Source organism: Plantibacter flavus (assembly GCF_051487245.1).
Classification (GTDB): Bacteria; Actinomycetota; Actinomycetes; order Actinomycetales; family Microbacteriaceae; genus Plantibacter; species Plantibacter flavus_B.
In genome coordinates, this window is sequence record NZ_JAHVDH010000003.1 from 220,907 (window position 1) to 240,207 (window position 19,301).

20 protein-coding genes are annotated in these 19,301 nt (G+C 69.0%); 6 read left to right on the plus strand and 14 right to left on the minus strand.

Annotated elements, in window-relative coordinates:
• Positions 1-41 precede the first annotated feature (41 nt).
• Both menD and KXS11_RS08130 read right to left on the minus strand, forming a co-directional pair.
• A complete protein-coding gene (gene menD / locus KXS11_RS08125) occupies positions 42-1,784 on the minus strand; it encodes a 2-succinyl-5-enolpyruvyl-6-hydroxy-3-cyclohexene-1-carboxylic-acid synthase (protein ID WP_437385053.1) in 1,743 nt (580 codons plus the stop codon).
• The gene (locus KXS11_RS08130; RefSeq protein WP_437385054.1) at positions 1,781-2,197 is read right to left on the minus strand and encodes a PLD nuclease N-terminal domain-containing protein; all 417 of its coding nucleotides are present in this window, start codon (positions 2,195-2,197) and stop codon (positions 1,781-1,783) included. The genes menD and KXS11_RS08130 overlap by 4 nt, the downstream gene beginning before the upstream one ends.
• 71 nt (positions 2,198-2,268) lie before the next feature.
• Between KXS11_RS08130 and KXS11_RS08135 the strand changes: the two genes are divergently transcribed.
• Positions 2,269-2,613 (plus strand): DUF4229 domain-containing protein, encoded by a 345-nt coding sequence (locus KXS11_RS08135; protein ID WP_437385055.1) that lies wholly within the window; start codon positions 2,269-2,271, stop codon positions 2,611-2,613.
• On the opposite strand, the gene KXS11_RS08140 is transcribed toward KXS11_RS08135, so the two are convergent.
• The 5 genes from KXS11_RS08140 to KXS11_RS08160 all read right to left on the minus strand — a co-directional run bounded on the left by KXS11_RS08140 (position 2,554) and on the right by KXS11_RS08160 (position 9,574).
• Positions 2,554-3,588, minus strand: coding sequence for a 1,4-dihydroxy-2-naphthoate polyprenyltransferase (locus tag KXS11_RS08140; protein ID WP_437385056.1), 1,035 nt, complete (start codon positions 3,586-3,588; stop codon positions 2,554-2,556). The genes KXS11_RS08135 and KXS11_RS08140 overlap by 60 nt on opposite strands.
• A gap of 37 nt (positions 3,589-3,625) precedes the next feature.
• Entirely contained in the window at positions 3,626-5,767 is a 2,142-nt protein-coding gene (locus KXS11_RS08145) for an acyltransferase family protein (protein ID WP_437385057.1), read from the minus strand.
• Between the two features lie 112 nt (positions 5,768-5,879).
• Positions 5,880-7,040: an AMP-binding protein gene (locus KXS11_RS08150; RefSeq protein ID WP_437385058.1), complete on the minus strand. Its 1,161-nt coding sequence runs from the start codon at positions 7,038-7,040 to the stop codon at positions 5,880-5,882.
• A gap of 109 nt (positions 7,041-7,149) precedes the next feature.
• Positions 7,150-8,076 (minus strand): 1,4-dihydroxy-2-naphthoyl-CoA synthase, encoded by a 927-nt coding sequence (locus KXS11_RS08155; protein ID WP_437385059.1) that lies wholly within the window; start codon positions 8,074-8,076, stop codon positions 7,150-7,152.
• A gap of 16 nt (positions 8,077-8,092) precedes the next feature.
• Positions 8,093-9,574, minus strand: coding sequence for a hypothetical protein (locus KXS11_RS08160; protein WP_437385060.1), 1,482 nt, complete (start codon positions 9,572-9,574; stop codon positions 8,093-8,095).
• Positions 9,575-9,706: 132 nt separating this feature from the next.
• Here KXS11_RS08160 and KXS11_RS08165 point away from each other — a divergent pair, with 132 nt between their 5' ends.
• Positions 9,707-10,684 carry an o-succinylbenzoate synthase gene (locus tag KXS11_RS08165; RefSeq protein ID WP_437385061.1) on the plus strand — a complete coding sequence of 326 codons (978 nt, stop codon included), beginning with the start codon at positions 9,707-9,709 and terminating at the stop codon, positions 10,682-10,684.
• A gap of 35 nt (positions 10,685-10,719) precedes the next feature.
• Here KXS11_RS08165 and ccsB read toward each other — a convergent pair whose 3' ends face one another.
• The 5 genes from ccsB to KXS11_RS08190 are packed head-to-tail and all read right to left on the minus strand — an operon-like array spanning position 10,720 to position 15,433.
• Positions 10,720-11,784: a c-type cytochrome biogenesis protein CcsB gene (ccsB, locus tag KXS11_RS08170; RefSeq protein WP_437385062.1), complete on the minus strand. Its 1,065-nt coding sequence runs from the start codon at positions 11,782-11,784 to the stop codon at positions 10,720-10,722.
• A complete protein-coding gene (gene resB / locus KXS11_RS08175; protein ID WP_437385063.1) occupies positions 11,781-13,445 on the minus strand; it encodes a cytochrome c biogenesis protein ResB in 1,665 nt (554 codons plus the stop codon). The genes ccsB and resB overlap by 4 nt, the downstream gene beginning before the upstream one ends.
• Positions 13,429-14,175 (minus strand): cytochrome c biogenesis CcdA family protein, encoded by a 747-nt coding sequence (locus KXS11_RS08180; RefSeq protein ID WP_437385064.1) that lies wholly within the window; start codon positions 14,173-14,175, stop codon positions 13,429-13,431. The genes resB and KXS11_RS08180 overlap by 17 nt, the downstream gene beginning before the upstream one ends.
• The gene (locus KXS11_RS08185; protein ID WP_437385065.1) at positions 14,172-14,786 is read right to left on the minus strand and encodes a TlpA family protein disulfide reductase; all 615 of its coding nucleotides are present in this window, start codon (positions 14,784-14,786) and stop codon (positions 14,172-14,174) included. Before KXS11_RS08185 ends, KXS11_RS08180 begins: the two co-directional genes overlap by 4 nt.
• Positions 14,787-14,797: 11 nt before the next feature.
• Positions 14,798-15,433, minus strand: coding sequence for a histidine phosphatase family protein (locus KXS11_RS08190; RefSeq protein ID WP_437385066.1), 636 nt, complete (start codon positions 15,431-15,433; stop codon positions 14,798-14,800).
• Between the two features lie 104 nt (positions 15,434-15,537).
• Between KXS11_RS08190 and aspS the strand changes: the two genes are divergently transcribed.
• From aspS to KXS11_RS08210, 4 genes are all read left to right on the plus strand, one after another.
• Positions 15,538-16,878: an aspartate--tRNA(Asn) ligase gene (gene aspS / locus KXS11_RS08195; RefSeq protein ID WP_437385067.1), complete on the plus strand. Its 1,341-nt coding sequence runs from the start codon at positions 15,538-15,540 to the stop codon at positions 16,876-16,878.
• A gap of 48 nt (positions 16,879-16,926) precedes the next feature.
• A complete protein-coding gene (locus KXS11_RS08200) occupies positions 16,927-17,379 on the plus strand; it encodes a flavodoxin domain-containing protein (protein ID WP_437385068.1) in 453 nt (150 codons plus the stop codon).
• An 88-nt stretch (positions 17,380-17,467) separates the two neighbouring features.
• Entirely contained in the window at positions 17,468-17,650 is a 183-nt protein-coding gene (locus tag KXS11_RS08205; protein ID WP_437385069.1) for a YegP family protein, read from the plus strand.
• Positions 17,651-17,694: 44 nt separating this feature from the next.
• Positions 17,695-18,447 (plus strand): putative protein N(5)-glutamine methyltransferase, encoded by a 753-nt coding sequence (locus KXS11_RS08210; protein WP_437385070.1) that lies wholly within the window; start codon positions 17,695-17,697, stop codon positions 18,445-18,447.
• 81 nt (positions 18,448-18,528) lie between these two features.
• On the opposite strand, the gene KXS11_RS08215 is transcribed toward KXS11_RS08210, so the two are convergent.
• Positions 18,529-18,837 carry a Dabb family protein gene (locus KXS11_RS08215; protein WP_437385071.1) on the minus strand — a complete coding sequence of 103 codons (309 nt, stop codon included), beginning with the start codon at positions 18,835-18,837 and terminating at the stop codon, positions 18,529-18,531.
• Positions 18,838-18,885: 48 nt separating this feature from the next.
• Positions 18,886-19,146, minus strand: a complete 261-nt coding sequence (locus KXS11_RS08220) for a glutaredoxin family protein (protein ID WP_437385072.1) — start codon at positions 19,144-19,146, stop codon at positions 18,886-18,888.
• Between the last annotated feature and the right edge of the window lie 155 nt (positions 19,147-19,301).

The following is a 19,301-nucleotide window of genomic DNA, read 5'->3' on the forward strand; positions in this document are numbered from 1 at the left end:
AGCGGTCTCCCGAAGTCGAGGCCTCGCGCCAGACCGGGTGATCAGTCGCGTGGCAGCGGGACCTCGATCAGCACCGGACCGGTCACCGGTGCGGTGAACGCCTGATCGAGTTCAGCTCGGGTACCCGCCTTGCGGTACGCCCAGCCGTACGCCGAGGCGATCGCCTCCAGCTGCACGTGCTGCGGTGTGTACTGCACGCGGTCGAACAGCGACGCCGGAGCCGAGCCGGCGACCTCGAGGGCGTCGAAGATGGTGCCGCCTCCGTCGTTCCCGACGATGACCTGCAGCCGGGGCATGATGTCGTCGTCGAGCAGCAGGGCGCCGACGTCGTGGAGGAACGCGAGGTCCCCGAGCAGCACTCGGGTGACGCCTGGTCCGCCCGATGACTGGCTGGCGAGCGCGATCCCGGTGGCGGTGGCGATCGTGCCGTCGATCCCGGCCAGGCCACGGTTCGCGTGCACGCTGATCTTGCGGCCGGGGACGAGGCCGTCGGCCACCCGGATGAGTCTCGAGGCACCGACGACGAGACGGTCGTGTGGCCACGTCGCGCGCCACACCGCATCGACGAGGACCTCGCGTGTGACGGGCAGGCGGACGGCGTCGAGTTCCGCGCGCACCGAGGCGAGCCGTTGGGCGGGTGTCTTCGAGTGGAGACCCTCGAGGTCGGGCGCAGCGGGAGCGGGGTCGACCACCCGCTCGCGCGAACCGACGACCCAGGCGCCGAGCCAGGACCGGTCGGGGGGCCCTGCACCGACATCGACCGATGCCACGATGCGCGTCGCGGCATGACCGGGGTTGAACACCTCCGCGCCGATCGGTGCCACGATGATCGTCTCCACGCCCGGCTCCTGGAGCAGCGCCGGGACCTCTCGGCTGAGGGTCGGGTGGCCGAAGACGACGACCCGCTCGACGGCAGCGCGGTAGTCGTCCTCCCGCAGGAGCTCGCGGTAGGCGACGACGACGTTGCGACCGAAGCGCGCACCGCTCGAGACCTCGGCGACGAGCGGCCAGCCGCCGTCGGCCGCCAGCTGCTCCGCGGCAGGACCGGCGCCGTGTCCGGCGATGACGAGGGTGCGTGGTCCGCGTTCGAGTACGAGGTGCTGACGCTCTGGGAACCGCTCGGAGACGGACTTCTCAGGAGCCGGCTGCGTATCGGCATCTGCTGCCGACGTGGCCATGGCGGCGGTGTCGACGGCTCCGGACAGCGGCTCCCGGAAGGCGAGGTTGAGGTGGACGGGGCCAGCCGTCACGGCCTCGCTCGCCGCGCGGTAGGCGCGGAGCGCGAGGGCCGCCGCCATGTGTGGCTCCCCCACCGCCCCGGTCGGTGCGTCGAGTGCGACGGACAGCCGCGTGGCGGAGCCGTAGAGGTCGTCCTGCTTCGTCGTCTGGTTCGCCCGGATACCGTGGGCCTCGGCCGGCCGGTCTGCGGTCAGCACGATGAGCGGCACACCCGAATGGTGCGCCTCGAGCACGGCCGGGTGCAGGTTCGCCGTCGCCGTCCCCGAGGTGGTGATGACGACGGCCGGGCGCCCCGTCTCGACGCCGAGGCCCAGCGCGAGGAAGCCGGCGACGCGCTCGTCGATCCGGACGTGCAGCGCGATGCGGTCCTCCGCTGCGAACCCGGCGGCCGCGAGCGCGAGCGCCTGCGACCGGGAGCCGGGGCACACGACGACATCGCTGACACCGGCGGAGATCAGGGTGTCGAGGAGGACTGTCGCGAAGGTGCTCGCCGGGCTCGTCGATGGGACCGGACCGTCGGGTCCGGGAACGGCGGCCGTGCTCACGAGGCGCTCGGGGCGCCAGGTGGCTTCCGGCCGGGACCGTCGTCCGGGCTCTCGGAGCCCGGCTTCGTGTCGTCGTGCGAACCGGTACCGGTACCTGGTTCGTCGTCGAAGCGCTTCAGTTCGTCCTCGAGGTCGCGGATGCGCTGTTCCTGGGCACGCTCTGCATCGAGCTTCTTCAGGAAGTCGGGGTCGTCGTCCGGTGCTTTGCCTCGCGGCGCCGCCTTCGGTGCCCTGACGCGCCCGATGATCCACCAGAGCAGGCCGCCGATGACGGGCAGCAGGAGGATCGCGAAGATCCAGGAGGTCTTGGAGATGCCTCGGACCCGGTCCTTGGGCATGGTCGCGCAGTCGACCACCGAATACACGATGAAGACGACTGCCGCGACCGTGAGGCCGATCCAGAGACGAACCATGTACCCATCGTAAACGCCAGATGACGTGATTGGCTGGGGTTCCCTTCAGCTGCGACGCCTACACTTGCCTGGTGAATCGCATCCCCGCCGCTGTCCGCTACACCGTGTTCCGCCTGTTGGCGTTCGTGGTGCCGCTTCTGCTCCTCGTCTTCCTCACGGGTCTCCAGCCCTGGATCGCCGCGATCATCGCCGCGATCATCGGGCTCTGCGTGTCGTACATCTTCCTGCGGGCCCCGCGGGAGACCGTGGCGCAGGAGCTCTACGAGCGCCGCCACGGCGACAAGCCTTCGCCGCACGACGACGAGGACTCCGAGGACGCGGTCCTCGACCAGGCGATTCCGGACGCCGAGTCGGTGTCAGCTTCCGATTCCGGGCGTGTAGAAGAACGCCAGGCCGAGGATCACCCCGAACGCTAGCTGCACGAGCCCCGTCAACTTCAGCGCGAGGATCTGCTCCTTCGGCGTCGTCGAGAACACGACGATGACGCACGCGGGGATCGCCGCCAGCAGTGCGAACATGGTGAGCCACGCCACGGGGTAGAACAGTGCCAGGAAGCCCGCGATGGCGAACGGGACGAGCAGCAGGATGCAGTAGAGCACCTTCGAGGCGACGCGACCGACGATCGTGGACAGGGTTCGCTTGCCGACCGACTTGTCCTGCTCGAGATCGCGCAGGTTGTTGACGACGAGCGCCGCACACGCGATGAGTCCGGCACCGACCGCACCGAACCACGCCTCCTGATTGACGCTCCCGACCTGCACGAACGTCGTCCCGAGCGTGGCCACGAGGCCGAAGAAGACGAAGACGAACACCTCTCCGAGTGCGAAGTAGCCGTACGGACGCTTGCCGCCGGTGTAGAACCATGCGGCGATGATTGCCACGGCGCCGACGGCGAGCAGCCACCAGAACTGCGTGAGGATCGTCAGGATGATGCCGGCGACGGCCGCGATCCCGAAGAAGACCAGTGCGACGGTGAGCACCGCCTTCGGCCGCGCCGCACCGGAACCGGTGAGGCGGCTGGGGCCGACGCGGAGATCGTCCGTGCCACGGATGCCGTCGGAGTAGTCGTTCGCGTAGTTGACCGCGATCTGCAGCGCGAGGGCGACGACGAGGCAGAGGAGCGCCCGCACCGGGTGGTACACGCCTGGGCCCGCGATGATCGAGGCGGCACCGGTGCCGATGAGGACCGGCGCGACCGCCATCGGGAGGGTGCGGATGCGTGCGGCACCGACCCAGTCGCCGAACGTCGCCGGGCGCACGGGCGGGGCGTTCTTGCCTCCGCTCCGTGCGGGGTTGCCGGATCGTCCGCCGTGCGCTCCACGACCCGCGAGGGTGGGATGAGGGGTCTTCGTCTGCTGTCTCGGCGCTGTCGGCCGTGCTCCACTTGCCACGGGCCGAGTCTACTCGCGGCGTCCGGGAGTGAGCCGATCAGAGCGCCCCGACGGCCGCCAGAGCCTGCCGGATCGCCGGGGCGATGTGCTCGGCGAACGCCGGCGTGAGATGCACGCTGTCGTACTTCGTCGGCGTCGTCCCGGCGAAGGCCGGGCATGCGCCGTCCGCGCAGCTGAACGGGAGCGACGAGACGAAACGCTCCCCGGCGGCGGCGGCCGACGACTCGTTGGCCGCAGCGAACTCCGTCCAGGCGGCGTCCACCCCGACGACGCAGTCCTGCGGGCTCGACACCCGCGAGTAGCAGCTCCCGAGGTCGGCGCCGAGTGGAGGCGGTGCGAGGAACACCAACCGGCCAGGCACGGCGTAGCCGGATGTCTCCGCGAGGGTCGACGCCATCATCGCGGCGGCGTCCATCGGGCGTCCATCGGCGGTCCGGCCTGCGGCGAATGCGTTCGAGACGACGACGAGATCCGGCTGGTCCTGGGCGATGCGTTCGGCGACGTCGTGCTTGCGGGTGGGGCAGTCGTCCATGACGCCGGCCCCGCTGTTCTGGATGAGGTCCTGTGTGAACCGGCACCCGTAGAGTCCCACTGTCGTCACCCGCCACACGCCCCCGCTCTGTTCGGCGATCGCTCTGAAGGCCGGCGCATAGGCGAGGGCCGTGGAGTCCCCGACCAGGTACAGGTGCTTCGGCGCCGAGGCGTCGCCCCAGGTACAGGATCCGATGTCGGGCGTCGCACCGATGTCGAAGCAGGTCCGTGCCGGATTCGTGCTCGACGTCGCAGCGATGGCGTCGTCGAGGCTCGGCATGAGATCGTCCGGCCAGCTCGCCGCAGTGCTCGCGAGCTGGAGCTCCCCCGCGATCGCCGCCAACGGGTCACCGGCGGGAGTCGACACGGCCGCTGGTCCGCCGCCGGTGACGGGCACGCGGAGCGCCGGACCCAACACGATCACCGCGAGCCCCGCGACGATCACGACGCCGACGGAAGCGTAGAGGTACTGACTGGCGTACCGCTCACGCCAGCGCGTCCAGGCTGCGGCCCTCGCGACGGCGTCGCCTCGCACGCCACCGGCGAGCGGCGCACGGTGGAGCGGTTGCTCGATGAGGAGGAAGGACAGCAGCGAGACCGCCAGGATGACCGCGAGCAGGCCCGGCACGCTGCTCAGCGTGGTGTCGGGCACGAGCATCGGCACGAACACGAGGACCGGGAGGTGCCAGAGGTACAGCGAGTAGGAGATCGCGCCGACCCCGCGACTCAGACGGTTCGTGAGGGGCAGGAGCCACCATCCGTACGCCGGTCCGGCGCCGGTGCCCGCGGCGATGAGCAGCATGGCCGAGACGACCGGTGCGAGCGCCCACGGGACGGGGAACCCGGACTCGCCGGAGATGAGCAGAGCCGAAGCCACGATGCCGGCGAGTCCAGCCCACCCGGCGAGAACGCGGAGCGGTGTCGGCATGGTCGCGAGGAGCGGGGCACACACCGCCAGGAGCGCGCCCGCGCCGAGTTCCCAGACGCGCGCACCGGTCGAGAAGTAGGCGGCCTGCGGCGCGGACTGGGACTGCCACAGCCCGAACGCGAGCGATGCCACGACCATGGCGAGGAGCAGGGCGGCGATGACCATCCGCGTGCGGACCCGCGACGCCGTGCCACGGGCCACGAGCGCGAACACGACGACGAGCAGCACCGGCCAGACCAGGTAGAACTGCTCCTCGATCGAGAGTGACCAGAAGTGCTGCAGTGGCGACGGCGCATCGTTCGCGTGGAAGTAGTCGGTGCCCGTGGCCATGAACCGCCAGTTGGACACGAGCGCCGCGGCCGAGACGGCGTCCCACCAGGTGGCGAGCGCCCGGGGGGCGTTGAACAGCCACGAGCTGAGGGCGAGTGTCGCGACGAGCACGGTGAGCGCCGCCGGCAGGATGCGCTTGACACGGCGGACGAAGAATTCCCCGAGCGAGAGACGCCCGGTGCGTTCATCCTCGCGGAGGAGGAGTCCGGTGATCAGGAAGCCTGAGATGACGAAGAACACGTCGACGCCGACGAACCCGCCGACCGGCAGACCGGTGGTGTGCGCCAGGACCACCACGACGACGGCGACCGCGCGCAGGCCCTGGATGTCGGCGCGGAACCCACCCGGCTGAAGCGTCGTCCGCACGTCCGCGTCGATCGTCGATGTCACGTGCACTCCCCCGGTGCGGTCATCCGGTGACGCGCATGAGAGAGCTTGCCGCATGCGACGGTGCGCTGCAAACGCTGCGGGGCGACCGGGCGGCGCGACGAGGAGCGCAGTGTCAGGCGAGTGCTGCGCGGATCGCCCGCACGTCCGGTTTGCCGCTGGCGAGGACGGGCAGTGCGTCGAGACGCGCGAGTCGTGCCGGGCGGGCGGGACGACCGAGGGCGGACTCGACCGCGGAGCGGACGGAAGCGAGCAGCTCGGCGTCGGCATCGGCATCGGCACCTCGTTCACCTGCCGCAACCACGGCGGACGCCTGGCCGAACCGTTCGTCGGGCACCGCGACGACCACCGCATCGGCGAGTCCCGGCAGGGTGCGGACGACGGCCTGCACGCGATCGAGCGAGATGTTAATGCCGCCGCTGATGATGACGTTGTCGGCTCGCCCTGTGACCCGGACGACACCGTCGACGATCTCCGCCAGGTCTCCCGTGCGGTACCACCGGGTGTCGCCGTCGACGGGGAACGCCTCGGCGGTGCGCTGCGGATCGTCCAGGTACCCCTCCGCGAGCACCGGACCGCTCAGCTCGAGCGCCCCGTCGACGAGCCGGGTGCCGACGCCTGGGAATCCCTGCCCGTCGTACAGACACCCGCCTGCGGTTTCGCTCGAGCCGTAACTCCGGACCACCCTGATTCCGAGCTCGGACGATCGTCTGAGCAACGACACCGGCGTCGATTGGCCGCCGACGAGCAGACCACCGAGACTCGCGAGGGCGTCGCGGACGGCCGTACTCGCCTCGGCTCCGTCGACGAGGGTCCGCAGCTGCGCCGGGACGAGCGCTGCGAAGCCGGTATCGGTCCCGAGGGCGTCGACGAGCCCGCAGAACACGTCGGCGTCGAAGGGGCCCGGCGGGGCGACGATGGGATCCGCGCCGGCGACGATCGAGCGCACCAGGACGTTGACACCGGCGATGTAGTGCACCGGCAGAGCGAGGATCCACCGGGCTGACGTGGCCGGTCCAGCCGGCCCTCCGAGCGCGATCGCCGATCCCGCGGCACTGGCCAGGAGCGCGTCGGCCGACAGCGCGACCCGCTTCGGTACCCCCGTCGACCCGGATGTCTCGATGACGAGCGCGACCCGGTCGTCGACGGTGCCGGGCTCGCGACGTGCCCCGGTCTGCACCGGGAGAACGGCGGGCCCGTCGCCGTCGAGGGCTACCCTGAGCGCCGCGAGCATCCTCGGCGCCGAGGCATCGACGGGATGCAGTGCGCGGGTCATGGATGTAGCGTACGCCGGATCGGACGACTGGCCGCGTGCCCTTCGACACACTCAGGGACCACCCGTCGAGACGTCACGACAGGATGCCCTGGCCGAGGCCGACGACCGATCAGAACTGCCAGGGGAAGGGCGCCCAATCCGGCTTCCGCTTCTCGAGGAAGGAGTCGCGGCCCTCGACGGCTTCGTCCGTGCCGTAGGCGAGGCGGGTGGCCTCCCCCGCGAACACCTGCTGTCCCACGAGGCCGTCATCGACGGCGTTGAACGCGAACTTCAGCATGCGGATCGCCGTCGGCGACTTGCCCATGATCGTCCTCGCCCACTCGATGCCGGTCGACTCCAGTTCGGCGTGCGGCACCGCGGCGTTGATCGCGCCGGCTTGCAACGCGCGTTCGGCGTCGTACTCCTGCGCGAGGAAGAACACCTCGCGGGCGAACTTCTGCCCCACCTGGCGGGCGAAGTAGGCGCTGCCGTACCCGGCGTCGAAGGAGCCGACGTCGGCATCGGTCTGCTTGAAGCGGGCGTGCTCGCGGCTCGCGATCGAGAGGTCGCACACGACACCGAGCGAATGCCCGCCGCCCGCCGACCACCCGGGCACGAGGTTGATGACGACCTTCGGCATGAACCGGATGAGCCGTTGCACCTCGAGGATGTGCAGACGCCCGTTGCGCGCTGCGTCGATGCCGCTCGCCGTCTCGTCGCCGGAGGCGTCATCGCTCGCGTAGCGGTACCCGTCACGGCCGCGGATGCGCTGGTCGCCGCCCGAACAGAACGCCCAGCCGCCGTCCTTCTCGCTCGGGCCGTTGCCGGTGAGGAGCACCACGCCGACCGTCGGGCTCTGACGAGCGTGGTCGAGGGCCCGGTACAACTCGTCGACGGTGTGCGGGCGGAACGCGTTGCGCACCTCGGGGCGGTCGAACGCGATGCGCACGAAGCCACCCTCCCTGGCGACGTGGTACGTCAGATCGGTGAGGTCCTCGAAACCCGGTACGACGTCCCAGATCTCGGGATCGAACAGCTCTGACACGCGATCGCTCATGCCTCCAGCCTAGGCACTACTCCGGCTTGTCGAGGCCTTCGTACGGTTTCAGCGCGGCGAGGTAGTCGGTGCGGTCAGCCTCTTTGAGGAGTGCGTAGGCGTCCGCATGGAGCTCGATCCCCTCCGCCGCCATGCCGTAGTAGTCGACGTCGAACTGCCGATCCTCGGCGACGGTGCCCGCGGCGTCGAGGTCCAGATCGACGATGCTCACCTCGAAACTGCCCGACTGGGTGAACAGGTCGTAGGTGTGCAGATTCCACAGCGCCTGGGTCTCGATCGTCTCGCCCCCGTACTGCTCGGTCAGCTCACCCGGCTCACGCCACGAGCTCGGCGCGTTCCGCATGTCGAGGTTCGCGACGCCGTACCGGAGCAGCACCTGTCGGATGAGTTCCACCACGCGACTCTTCTCCTCGAAGGTCCGCACGGTCGTCGTCGTCTGCCAGACCGGCGCATCGTACGAGTACAGCATCGACTCGCCGCCGTACCCGTTGTTCCCGATCTCGCCCTCAGCCGGCTGTCGTTCCACCCACTCGAATCCGAACTCGTCCGTGAGTGCCGTCCGCATCTCGGCGAGCATCGTGTCCGACTGGTCGGCGAACTCCTCGTAGGTGAGTCCGTCGAGCGTGTCCTTCGCGTCGACGTAGGCCGATCCGGGGTAGGTGTCCCAGATCGGATCGTGTTCGCGGTCACCGTCCCCGCCCGCGGAGATGCCGCCGCCCGACCCTCCGGACGCGATACCGCGAACCATGGTCGCGGTGAGCGGGTTGACGGCGATGAGGATGACCAGCGCGAGCACGCCCAGCCGGCGACCGGTCTTGCGCGTGATGACGACGATGGTGCCGTAGAACAGCGTCAGCTGGACGACCCCGATGAGGATGAGCGCGCCAACGACGGCCCACGCCGTCGCACCGGGTTGGAACAGGAACACGAGGAGCACGGCGAGGAGACCGATGACGATGGTCGCTGCCAGCAGCACCGGCGCGGAGAGGACAGCCGCACCTCGCGTTGGCGCCGCGTCCGTGACGTCGGTGCTCGGTCCGGGTGCGCCGTCGGGGGCGCGATCGGGTCCGCCCGGTGCCGGGGAGGAGGAGGACGACGTCGTCGGCGGGGCCACGGCGGCCCGCTCGCTCGCCGCCTTCGCCTCACGACGCTTCCTCCGGGCAGACGGGCGGTTCCTGATCCCTCGTCGTGAACCCGGCCGAGCGAAGCGGGCCGTGCGGGCCTCGAGCTCCTCGGCGCTCGGCTCCGGCTCGGGAACCGCAGGGCGCGCGGAGCGGCGGGAGACGGGCGGTGCTCCGGGGATCGGTGGGGCGTTCGGGTCGCGTGGCTCCGAGGGCTCCTGGTCGAGGACCGGAGCTCCCACCGCCCCGAGTACATCCTCGGCCGCGGGCGTGAAGATCGGAGTGGGCACGGAGAACGCCTCTGGCTCGTCGACCGGTCGTCCAGGCGCAGCGGGCGTCTGACCGGCGGTCGGCTTGCGTCGGGAGAACAGCGGCACGTGTTCGATTCTGCCACGCCATCAGGCCAGCGCCCCGGTCATCGGGTCGCCCCCACCGGCTGCCGAGCCCGTCGAGGCGCAGCTCACCGGTTCCCTCCGGGCTCGATGCGACCGAGGGTGCAGGATAGGGGGATGCAAGCGACCATCGAAGACGTGCTCGCCACAGCCCGCGTCGTGTCCATCCCCCTCCGCGTCCGGTTCCGCGGGATCGACACACGCGAAGCGGTCCTCTTCAGAGGACCGGCCGGTTGGACGGAGTTCTCGCCGTTCATCGAGTACGACGACACCGAGTCCGCGGCGTGGCTCCGAGCCGCACTCGACTTCGGTTGGAGCGACCTCCCCGAGCTCCACCGGGACCGCATCGGCGTCAATGCGACCGTTCCAGCGGTCCACGCCGCCGACGTCCCCGCTGTCCTCGAGCGTTTCCCCGGGTGTCGCACGGCGAAGGTGAAGGTCGCCGAGCGCGGGCAGGTGCTCGCCGAGGACGTGGCGCGGGTCGCCGCTGTCCGTCACGCGATCGGGCCGGAGGGCCGACTGCGTGTCGACGCCAACACGAACTGGAACGTCGACGAGGCCGAGCGCGCCATCCACGCCCTGGCGCCATACGATCTCGAGTATGTGGAGCAGCCCTGCGCCACGGTCGAGGAACTCGTCGAGATCCGCGAGCGCGTCGCCTACATGGACGTCGCGATCGCCGCCGATGAGAGCGTCCGGAAGGCCTCGGACCCACTCGCCGTCGCGCGCGCCGGCGCAGCGGACCTCCTCGTCGTGAAGGCGCAGCCGCTCGGCGGCATCCGTGCCGCCCTCGGGATCGCGCGCGAGGCCGGACTGCCGATCGTCGTGTCGAGCGCTCTCGACACCTCGGTGGGGATCTCGATGGGCGCGCACCTCGCCGCAGCGCTGCCGGATCTGGAGTACGACTGCGGCCTCGGCACCACCGCGCTGCTCGCAGGCGACGTCACTCAGGCGCCGCTCGATCCGGTCGATGGCGGGATCGCGGTCCGTCGGGTGGACGTCGACCCCGCGCAGCTCGATCGGTTCCAGGCCTCGCCAGAGCGCACGGCGTGGTGGATCGACCGCCTGCGCCGCACCCACGCGCTGCTCCGCTGATCGTCTGCCGACGGCTCAGGGAGCGGCTCGCTGACCTAGAGCCCGCTGTAGGCGTGCAGACCCTTGAAGAAGACGTTCACGACGACGAAGTTGAACATGACGGCGGAGAAGCCGATGATCGCAAGGGTCGCGGCACGTGAACCACGCCAGCCGCGGGTCGCACGGGCGTGGATGTAGCCGGCGAAGATCACCCAGATGATGAAGGTCCAGACCTCTTTGGTGTCCCAGCCCCAGTACCGACCCCAGGCCCGTTCCGCCCAGATGGCGCCCGCCATGAGCGTGAACGTCCAGAAGATGAAGCCGATGATGTTGACGCGGTACGCGAGGTTCTCGAGGCGCTCGGCGGACGGCAGGGTCAGGAGGAAGCGGAGACGACCACCGGTCTGCACCGGCTTCACCAGACCGAGCTTGCGCTCGCGACGCCCCTGCAGGAGCTGGACGACGCTCAGGGCGAACCCGATCGCGAAGAAGGCCGTCCCGAGGCTCGCGACGAAGACGTGGATGACCAGCCAGGCAGACTGCAGTGCCGGGGGCAGTGGCACGACCTCGACGTAGAAGTTGGCCGTCGCGAGGCCGAGCAGCACGGTCACGAGGCCGATGACGAAGCTGCCGAGGAATCGGAGGTCGACCCTGGAGATGACGACGAGGAAGACCGCGACGATGAGCAGCGTGCCCGTCATCGCGAACTCGTACATGTTCGCCCACGGGACACGGCCCGCGGCGATGCCGCGGGTGACGTCGGCGGTGAGGTGCAGCAGGAAGGCGATGACCGTGAGGGAGACGCCGACACGGAGGCTCGGCGACTTGCGGGCCGCCGGTTGCTCGGGCTCGCCCTCGGCTGCCGGGCGACGCCCCTTGCTCCGAGCGACGCCGTCGTTCGTGACGATCGGCGACGCAGCGGCGACGGACGCGGACGACAGGACACCGACCCGTTCCTCGGCTGCCGCGGCGCGCTCGAGCTCTGCGCGTTCAGCGGCGTCCATGGCCGCCGTGACCTCGGCGCTGCGGCGCGCGAGATCGAACGTGAAGGCGATGAAGGCCAGCGCGTAGACGGCGACAGCCGACCAGAGGCAGAGGTTCGAGATTTCGACGAGGGTCACGGGGTGATTCTACCTTCGGGTTCGGACGGGACGGGTGTCGGGATGTGCGCCTCTGCGATGGCCGCGACCGCAGCTTCAAGACCTGGGTCCTCACCACGAGCGAGGCCGGCGTACTCCAGCGAGACGGTGCCGTCTGCTCCCGTGGTCGCCTTCACCCACACGCGGCGACGAGCCACGAAGAGGGAGGTGATGAGACCGGACAGCGACAGGATCGCGAAGGCCAGCACCCACAGCTGCGTCGGATCGTGGTGCACGTCGAACGACGCGAACCGCTTGACCGAGCCGGCGTAGTTGTCGGTCGACGGGTTCTCGGCGACGTTGTCGAACGAGACCGTGCCGAGGCCGTTCGGGAGGTCGGTGATCTGGCCGGGCAGGAGCTCGATCGAGTCGACGCCCGTGTCACCGCCCGTCAGCTGTGTCATGTCGTCGACGTCGAGGGCGTACACCGACTTCGGTGCACCCTCGTTGATCCCGAGGTCACCCGAGTACACGTTGAGCGTGAGCATCGGGTACGCGAGATCGGGATACGAAGAGAAGAACGGCGGCTTCGCTGCAGCTTGCGTCGGATAGAAGAACCCGATCATGCCGAGCTGCTCGGCGAGGCCGTCCGGCACCTTCACGATGCCGAGCGAGGTGAGCTGGGCGTCCTGCGGCAGGAACGGGATCGAGTCGCTGAACACCACGTCACCGGCGGGGTTCCGGATGGTGATCGTCGGTGCGTAGCCATTGCCCAGCAGGTAGACGTCGGTCCCTTCGAAGCGCAGCGGGTCGTTGACCTTGATGGTCGCGTCGTGCGGCTTCCCTCCCGGTGACGTCGCCGTGACGTTGGCCCGGTAGTCGATCGCCTGCCCGTACGCGTCGAGGTTCTCGGTCTCGTAGGTGACGCCGAACTCGTCGAGCGTCAACTTGTACGGCGCGAGCTCCGACTCGTTGAAGAAGCGGCCAGGATTGAACGAGTCGTAGTCGAGGAGCGTGTTGACGAAGGTCTGCCCCTCGACGAGCACGCGCTGGCCCGAGAAGCCGAAGCCGCCACCGAAGCCGACGGTGACGAGGATGCCCACGAGGGCGGAGTGGAACACGAGGTTGCCGGTCTCGCGGAGGAATCCACGCTCGGCCGACACCGAAGCCGAGCCAGCGGCGTCGTACCGCTCCACCCGGTAACCCTGGCGTTTCAGCTGCTTGGTGGCGTCGTCGATCAGCTCCTCGGCGGTCGCGCCGCTGTCGTCGCTGCGACGCTCGAATGCCGAGAGCCGCGACAGACGCGCCGGTGTCCGCGGCGGCTTCGAGCGCAGCGCCTGCCAATGGTGCTTCGTGCGCGGGATGACGCACCCGATGAGCGAGATGAACAGCAGCAGGTAGATCGCGGAGAACCAGGCCGAGCTGTAGACGTCGAACATCTGCACCTTGTCGAGGATCGGTGCGAGGTCGGGGTTGTCCGTGAAGTACTGGGTGACACCGTTGGGGTCGCTCGAACGCTGCGGCACGAGCGAACCGGGGACGGCGGCGATCGCGAGCATCAGCAGGAGGAACAGCGCGGTGCGCATGCTCGTCAGCTGACGCCAGAGGAACCGCAACCAGCCGACGAGACCGAGCTTCGGCTGGTTGACGCCGTCGTTCGAGGTGGGAGCGACAGAGTCGATGTGATCAGAGGGGCGTGACAAGGCTGCCCATCACCCCCTGCAACGAGTACATCCAGGCGGACCAGAGACCAGACACCATCAACACACCGATCAGGATGAGGAGCACGCCGCCGATGATGTTGATCACGCGGATGTGCTTCTTGAGGAACGTCAACGACCCCGTGACCCAACCGAGTCCGAGCGCGACGAGGAGGAACGGGATACCGAGTCCCAGACAGTAGAACAGCCCGAGCAGCGCACCGCGCCAGGCGGAACCGCCCGACAGCGACAGGGCACTGATCGCAGTGAGGGTCGGGCCGAGGCACGGGGTCCAGCCGATCGCGAAGACCATCCCGAGCAGCGGGGCACCGGCGATCCCCGTCTTCGGAGCCCAACTCGTGCGGACGGTGCCCTGCAGACGAGAGAACTGTCCGATGAAGATGAGTCCCATGAGGATGATGACCACGCCGAGGATGCGCGTGATCACACCCTCCCACTGCACCATCCACGCGCCGACCGTGCCGACGGCGGCGGCGATCGCGACGAACACCACCGTGAAGCCAAGGATGAAGAGACTCACTCCGAGCATCACGCGTCGGCGACCAGCTCGGGTCTTCCCCTCCTCGACGCTCGTCATGCCGCCGACGTAGCCGAGGTAACCGGGTACGAGCGGCAGGACGCAGGGTGAGAGGAACGACAGCAGACCGGCCGCGATGGCGATCGGGATCGCCACGAGGAGCTGGCCGCCGTAGACGAGCTCGCCCGGTGTCACTCTGGCGCGCTCTCGGCGATCGTGTCGCGGATGAGGGTGTCGAGGATGGTGCGGTCCTGCAGCTGGCCGAGGATCCGGGCGGCGACGCGTCCTTGGGCGTCGAGGACGATCGTGGTGGGGACGGCGTTCGGCGGGACGCTGCCCGTGAAGGCGAGCTTCGCCTCACCGCTGTCCACGTCGAGGATCGACGGGTAGGTCACGCCGAAGGTGCCGTTGAAGGACTTCGCCGTGTCGGCGGTGTCGCGGACGTTGACACCGATGAACGTCGCACCCTTGTCGGCGTAGGCGGCGTGCAGCGATTCGAGGTCTTCGGCCTCGGCGCGACACGGAGCACACGCCGCGTACCAGAAGTTGACGACGAGGACCTGGCCCGGGTAGTCGGCCGAGGAGATCTGTTCGCCGTCCTCGCCGACGCCTGCGAAGCTGATCGCGTCGCCACGCTCGTCCTGTGCGATCTCGGTGACGCTGCCGTCACCCGCGACGTAACCCTTACTGCTGCCCTCGCGATACTGCTCGGCGAGCGGGTCGCTGCCACAAGCGGTGAGGAGCAGCGCGCCGGCGGCCAGGAGGGCTGCGACGGCGAGCGCGCGGGAGCGACGGGCGATGGACATCCTGGGCATGCTCAGACTGCTCCGACATCGGTCGCGCCCGACGACAGGCGGGCGGCAGGGTCGACGTAGCCGACCTCACGGAAGCCGTGCTCGGTCCGCTCGAGGGTGGTGATGCTCGACAGCGCACAGCGGCGTTTTCGCGGGTCGTGACGGTAAGCCGCTCCGACGACGAAGCTGTGCATCATCCAGATCGGGAGCTGGTGGCTGACGATCACGACGTCGCCCGCCGGAGTGGCGCGCCAGGCGTCCTCGACAGCAGCCGTCATCCGGTTGACGATCGATGCGTACGGCTCGCCCCAGCTCGGACGCGAGGGGTTGCGGAGCTTTGGCCAGTTGAGCGGGTTGCGCAGCGCGCGGCTCATGCGCTTGCCCTCGAACTCGTTGAACGGCTCGATGACGCGTGGTTCGGCGACGATGTCGAGCCCGAACGCCTCGGCGACGGGAGCCGCGGACTCCTGGGTGCGCTGCAGCGGCGAGGCGTAGAGCGCGCCGACCGCGCGGCCACGGCTCACGAGCTCGTCGGCTGCGGCCTGCGCCATGCGCTCGCCGAGCTCGGACAGCCGGAACGCGGGGAGTCGCCCGTAGAGCACACGAGACGGGTTGTGCACCTCGCCGTGTCGCACGAGATGGATCTGGTCGGCTACCACCCTCCAAGTGTACGTTTTCCCAAGCTGCGCATTCGCCGTGATGATTCGAAGGGTGTCCTGACCTCGCCGGGATGCGCGCTCCCCACGACGGCTAAGCTGTCCGGGTGAGTGAACGCGTCGTTGTGAAGAACCTGGCCGCCCTGCCCGACGGTCCCGTCACCGTCTCCGGATGGGTCGAGACCGTCCGCGATCAGAAGAAGGTGCAGTTCGTCGTCCTGCGCGACGAGAGCGGTGCCGTCCAGCTGGTCAACCCGGCGGTCCGGGAGCTCGACCCCGAGGTCGAGGGCTCGGCCGAACGCCTGGCGATCACCGAGACCATCTCGGCACTCGCCCACGGCTCCTTCATCACCATCACCGGTGAGCTGAAGCACGACGAGCGCGTGAAGCTCGGCGGCATCGAGGTCAAGCTCGCCACCCTCGAGGTGGTCTCCGCCGCGGTACCCGAGACACCCATCGCCGCCGACTCCTCGCTCGACAAGCGCATGGACTGGCGCTTCCTCGACCTGCGCCAGCCGAAGCAGGCCCTCATCTTCCGCATCCAGACGACGTTCGAGCACGCGCTTCGTCAGTACTGGATCGACAACGACTTCATCGAGATCCACACTCCGAAGCTCATGGCGAGCGCGAGCGAGTCACGTGCAGAGCTGTTCGAAGTCGACTACTTCGAGGGCAAGGCGTACCTCGCGCAGTCGCCGCAGTTCTTCAAGCAGATGGCACAGCCCGCCGGCTTCGGCAAGGTCTTCGAGGTCGGACCGGCCTTCCGCGCCGACCCGTCGTTCACCAGCCGCCACGCGACCGAGTTCACGAGCATCGACGCGGAGATCAGCTGGATCGACTCCCACGAGGACGTCATGACGCTGCACGAGGAGCTCCTCGTCGCCGGCTTCACCGCGGTCAAGGAGAAGCACGGCGAGCAGATCTCCGAGCTGTTCGGCATCGAGCTCGAGGTCCCCGCCCGTCCGTTCCCGCGGATCCCGCTCGCCGAGGCCAAGCGCATCGTCGCCGAGCGCGGCTATGAGGTACCCCGCGCCGACGACGACATGGACCCTGAGGGCGAGCGTCAGATCGCGGCGTACGTCAAGGAGACGTTCGGCCACGACTTCGTCTTCCTCACCGACTACGCGTCGAGCATCCGCCCGTTCTACCACATGCGGAACGCCGAGGACGGCTCGCTCACGAACAGCTACGACCTCATCTACAACGGCGTCGAGATCTCGACCGGCGCTCAGCGCGAGCACCGCGTCGACATCCTCGTCGAGCAGGCCAAGGAGAAGGGTCTCGACCCGGAGGAGCTCGAGTTCTACCTCGACTTCTTCCGCTACGGCGTCCCCGCCCACGGCGGATTCGGCATGGGCCTCGCGCGCGTGCTGATGCTCATGCTGCACGAGACGTCGATCCGCGAGGTCACCTACCTGTTCCGCGGCCCGACCCGCCTCGCCCCGTAAGCGAGTGAGGGTGACCTAAGCTGGTCCTCGAACCACGGAAGGACCCCCATGCAGATCTGCATCCTCTACGGCACTGAATCCGGCAACGCCGAACGTCTCGCGGGAGACCTCGGGAAGGCCATCGGCGCTGAACACGAGTGGCGCGTCGTCGACCTCGGAGACGTCTCTCCCGAGGAGTTGTCCGTCGACGAGACGCACATCTTCATCACCTCGACGTACGGCGACGGTTTGCTCGGCGAGACCGGCCAGATCTTCTACGAGGCGCTCGAGGAGTCGGACGTACAACTCGACGGTCTGCGCTACGCGATCTTCGGTCTCGGCGACAGCAGCTACGAGGACACCTACAACCAGGGCAGCTCGTTGCTCGACGCACTCCTCACCGAGCACGGCGCCACCCGCTTCGGCGAGTTCGGCCTGCACGACGACGGCGGCTTCGACCGCAAGAAGGACGTCGCGCTCGCGTGGCTGCCGGGCATCCTCGCCGAGGCGGAAGCCAGGTAGGACACCCCTGGCGCAGCCCGACGCGCGACCCTATATTGACCTTGACGAACACGTGTCGTGTTCGCAGGGTTCAATCGAGGGGATCAGTATGGCTGGGAAATTCGAGTGGTTCCAGGACAAGAGCGGCGGATACCGCTTCAACCTCAAGGCCGGCAACGGTGAGATCATCGCAAGCTCCGAGAGCTACACGACCAAGGCCGCCGCGCTGAAGGGCATCGCCTCGGTCCAGGCGAACGCCGCCGACGCGACGATCGTCGAGCGCGACTCCTGAGCGTCGAGCAGCCCGCCGAACCGATCGCCGAGACCGCGTCAATCGTGGCACGGCTCCGGTCGGCGGGCTGCGTCTTCGCCGAGGAGGAGGCCGCACTCCTTCTCAATGCTGCACGCGACGCCCGTCGACTCGACACGATGGTCGCCGAGCGCGTCGCGGGGCGTCCCCTCGAACACGTCCTCGGGTGGGCGACGTTCCGCGGGCTGCAGATCATCGTCGCCGACGGCGTGTTCGTGCCGAGGCTCCGGACGGGGCTCCTCGTCGACGCCGCCCGTGAGCGGCTGCGCGACGGCTCGATCGTCATCGAACTCTGTTGCGGCGCCGGCGCCGTCAGCGCCGCACTCCTGACCGAGGCGCCGGGCCGGCTCACCGTCTGGGCGTCGGACATCGATCAGAGCGCGGTCGCGGTCGCACACCGCAACCTCGATCCGCTCGGGGGTCACGTCGTGCGAGGCGACCTGTTCGACGGGCTCCCGCAGTCACTCCGCTCCGTCGCCCACGTGATCGTCGCGAACGCGCCCTATGTTCCGACGACGTCGATCGCGATGATGCCGCCCGAGGCCCGCGAGCATGAGGCGAGGATCGCCCTCGACGGCGGATCGGACGGGCTCGACGTCCAACGACGTCTGATCGTGCAGGCTCGAGCCTGGCTTGCGCCGGGCGGTGCCGTGATCATCGAGACGAGCGAGCTTCAGGCTGAGAGCACCGCCGCCCTCATGTCGGCGGTCGGCCTCGCGCCGACGATCCTGCAGGACGAGCGCTTGGACGCGACCGCAGTCGTCGGCGTGATGGCGTAGCCCTTCGACAGGCGCAGGGATCGGGACGACAGGCGCTGGGATCGGGAGACACTCCCGATCATCGAGACTGTCGCGACGCGCTCAGTCGAGTTGGAAGTCGACCGCGGAGCGTGCGGAGACGAGCTGTCGCACGATCTGCACGACCCGCTGGTGCTCGGGGTGGACCTGGTACCGATCGAGCGCTTCGAGGCTGACGTAGTCGCCGACCAGCACGACGTCCCAGTTGCTCTCCGGGTAGGCGATGTTCCGCCCGACCTGCAGGGCGATGATGTCGTCGGGCATGAAGCCTGCGAGGGCCTCGAGCTCGGTCTGCATCGTGGCGAACGCGGCATCGCGCCCCGCTTCGTCAGTGGCGGTCAGTTTCCAGCTGACGATGTGGCGGATGGTCATGTCGGCTCCTGGCGATGTCGTGTCGGGGTGGGTACGGCGGTCGGGGTGTCAGTGCGTGAGGATCGCGGAACGGAGGCGGTCCGGATCGATGCGCCAGTAGTTGTGCACCTTGCCGTCGATCAAGACGACAGGGATCTCCTCCCAATGGCGGTCGTGCAACTCGGCGTCGTCGAGGATCGAGAGTTCCTCGCGGGTGATCGTCGGTGCGTCGGCGGGGAGGGATGCGACGACCTCGTCGATGACGGCCCGTGCGTCGTCGCACAGGTGGCAGCCGGGCTTGCCGACGAGGGTGAGCTGCAGAGTGGTCACGCTCCAACTCTACGGGCTGCCCGTCCCCAGCTTCACCCTGAGTGAGCAACACCTGTGGCCTTTCCGGGCGGGCTGTGACACGATGCGTGCATGCCAGCCATTTCGACCCTGAGGACACAGAAGCATCAGGTGGAGAAGCTCTGGGCTGGAACCCT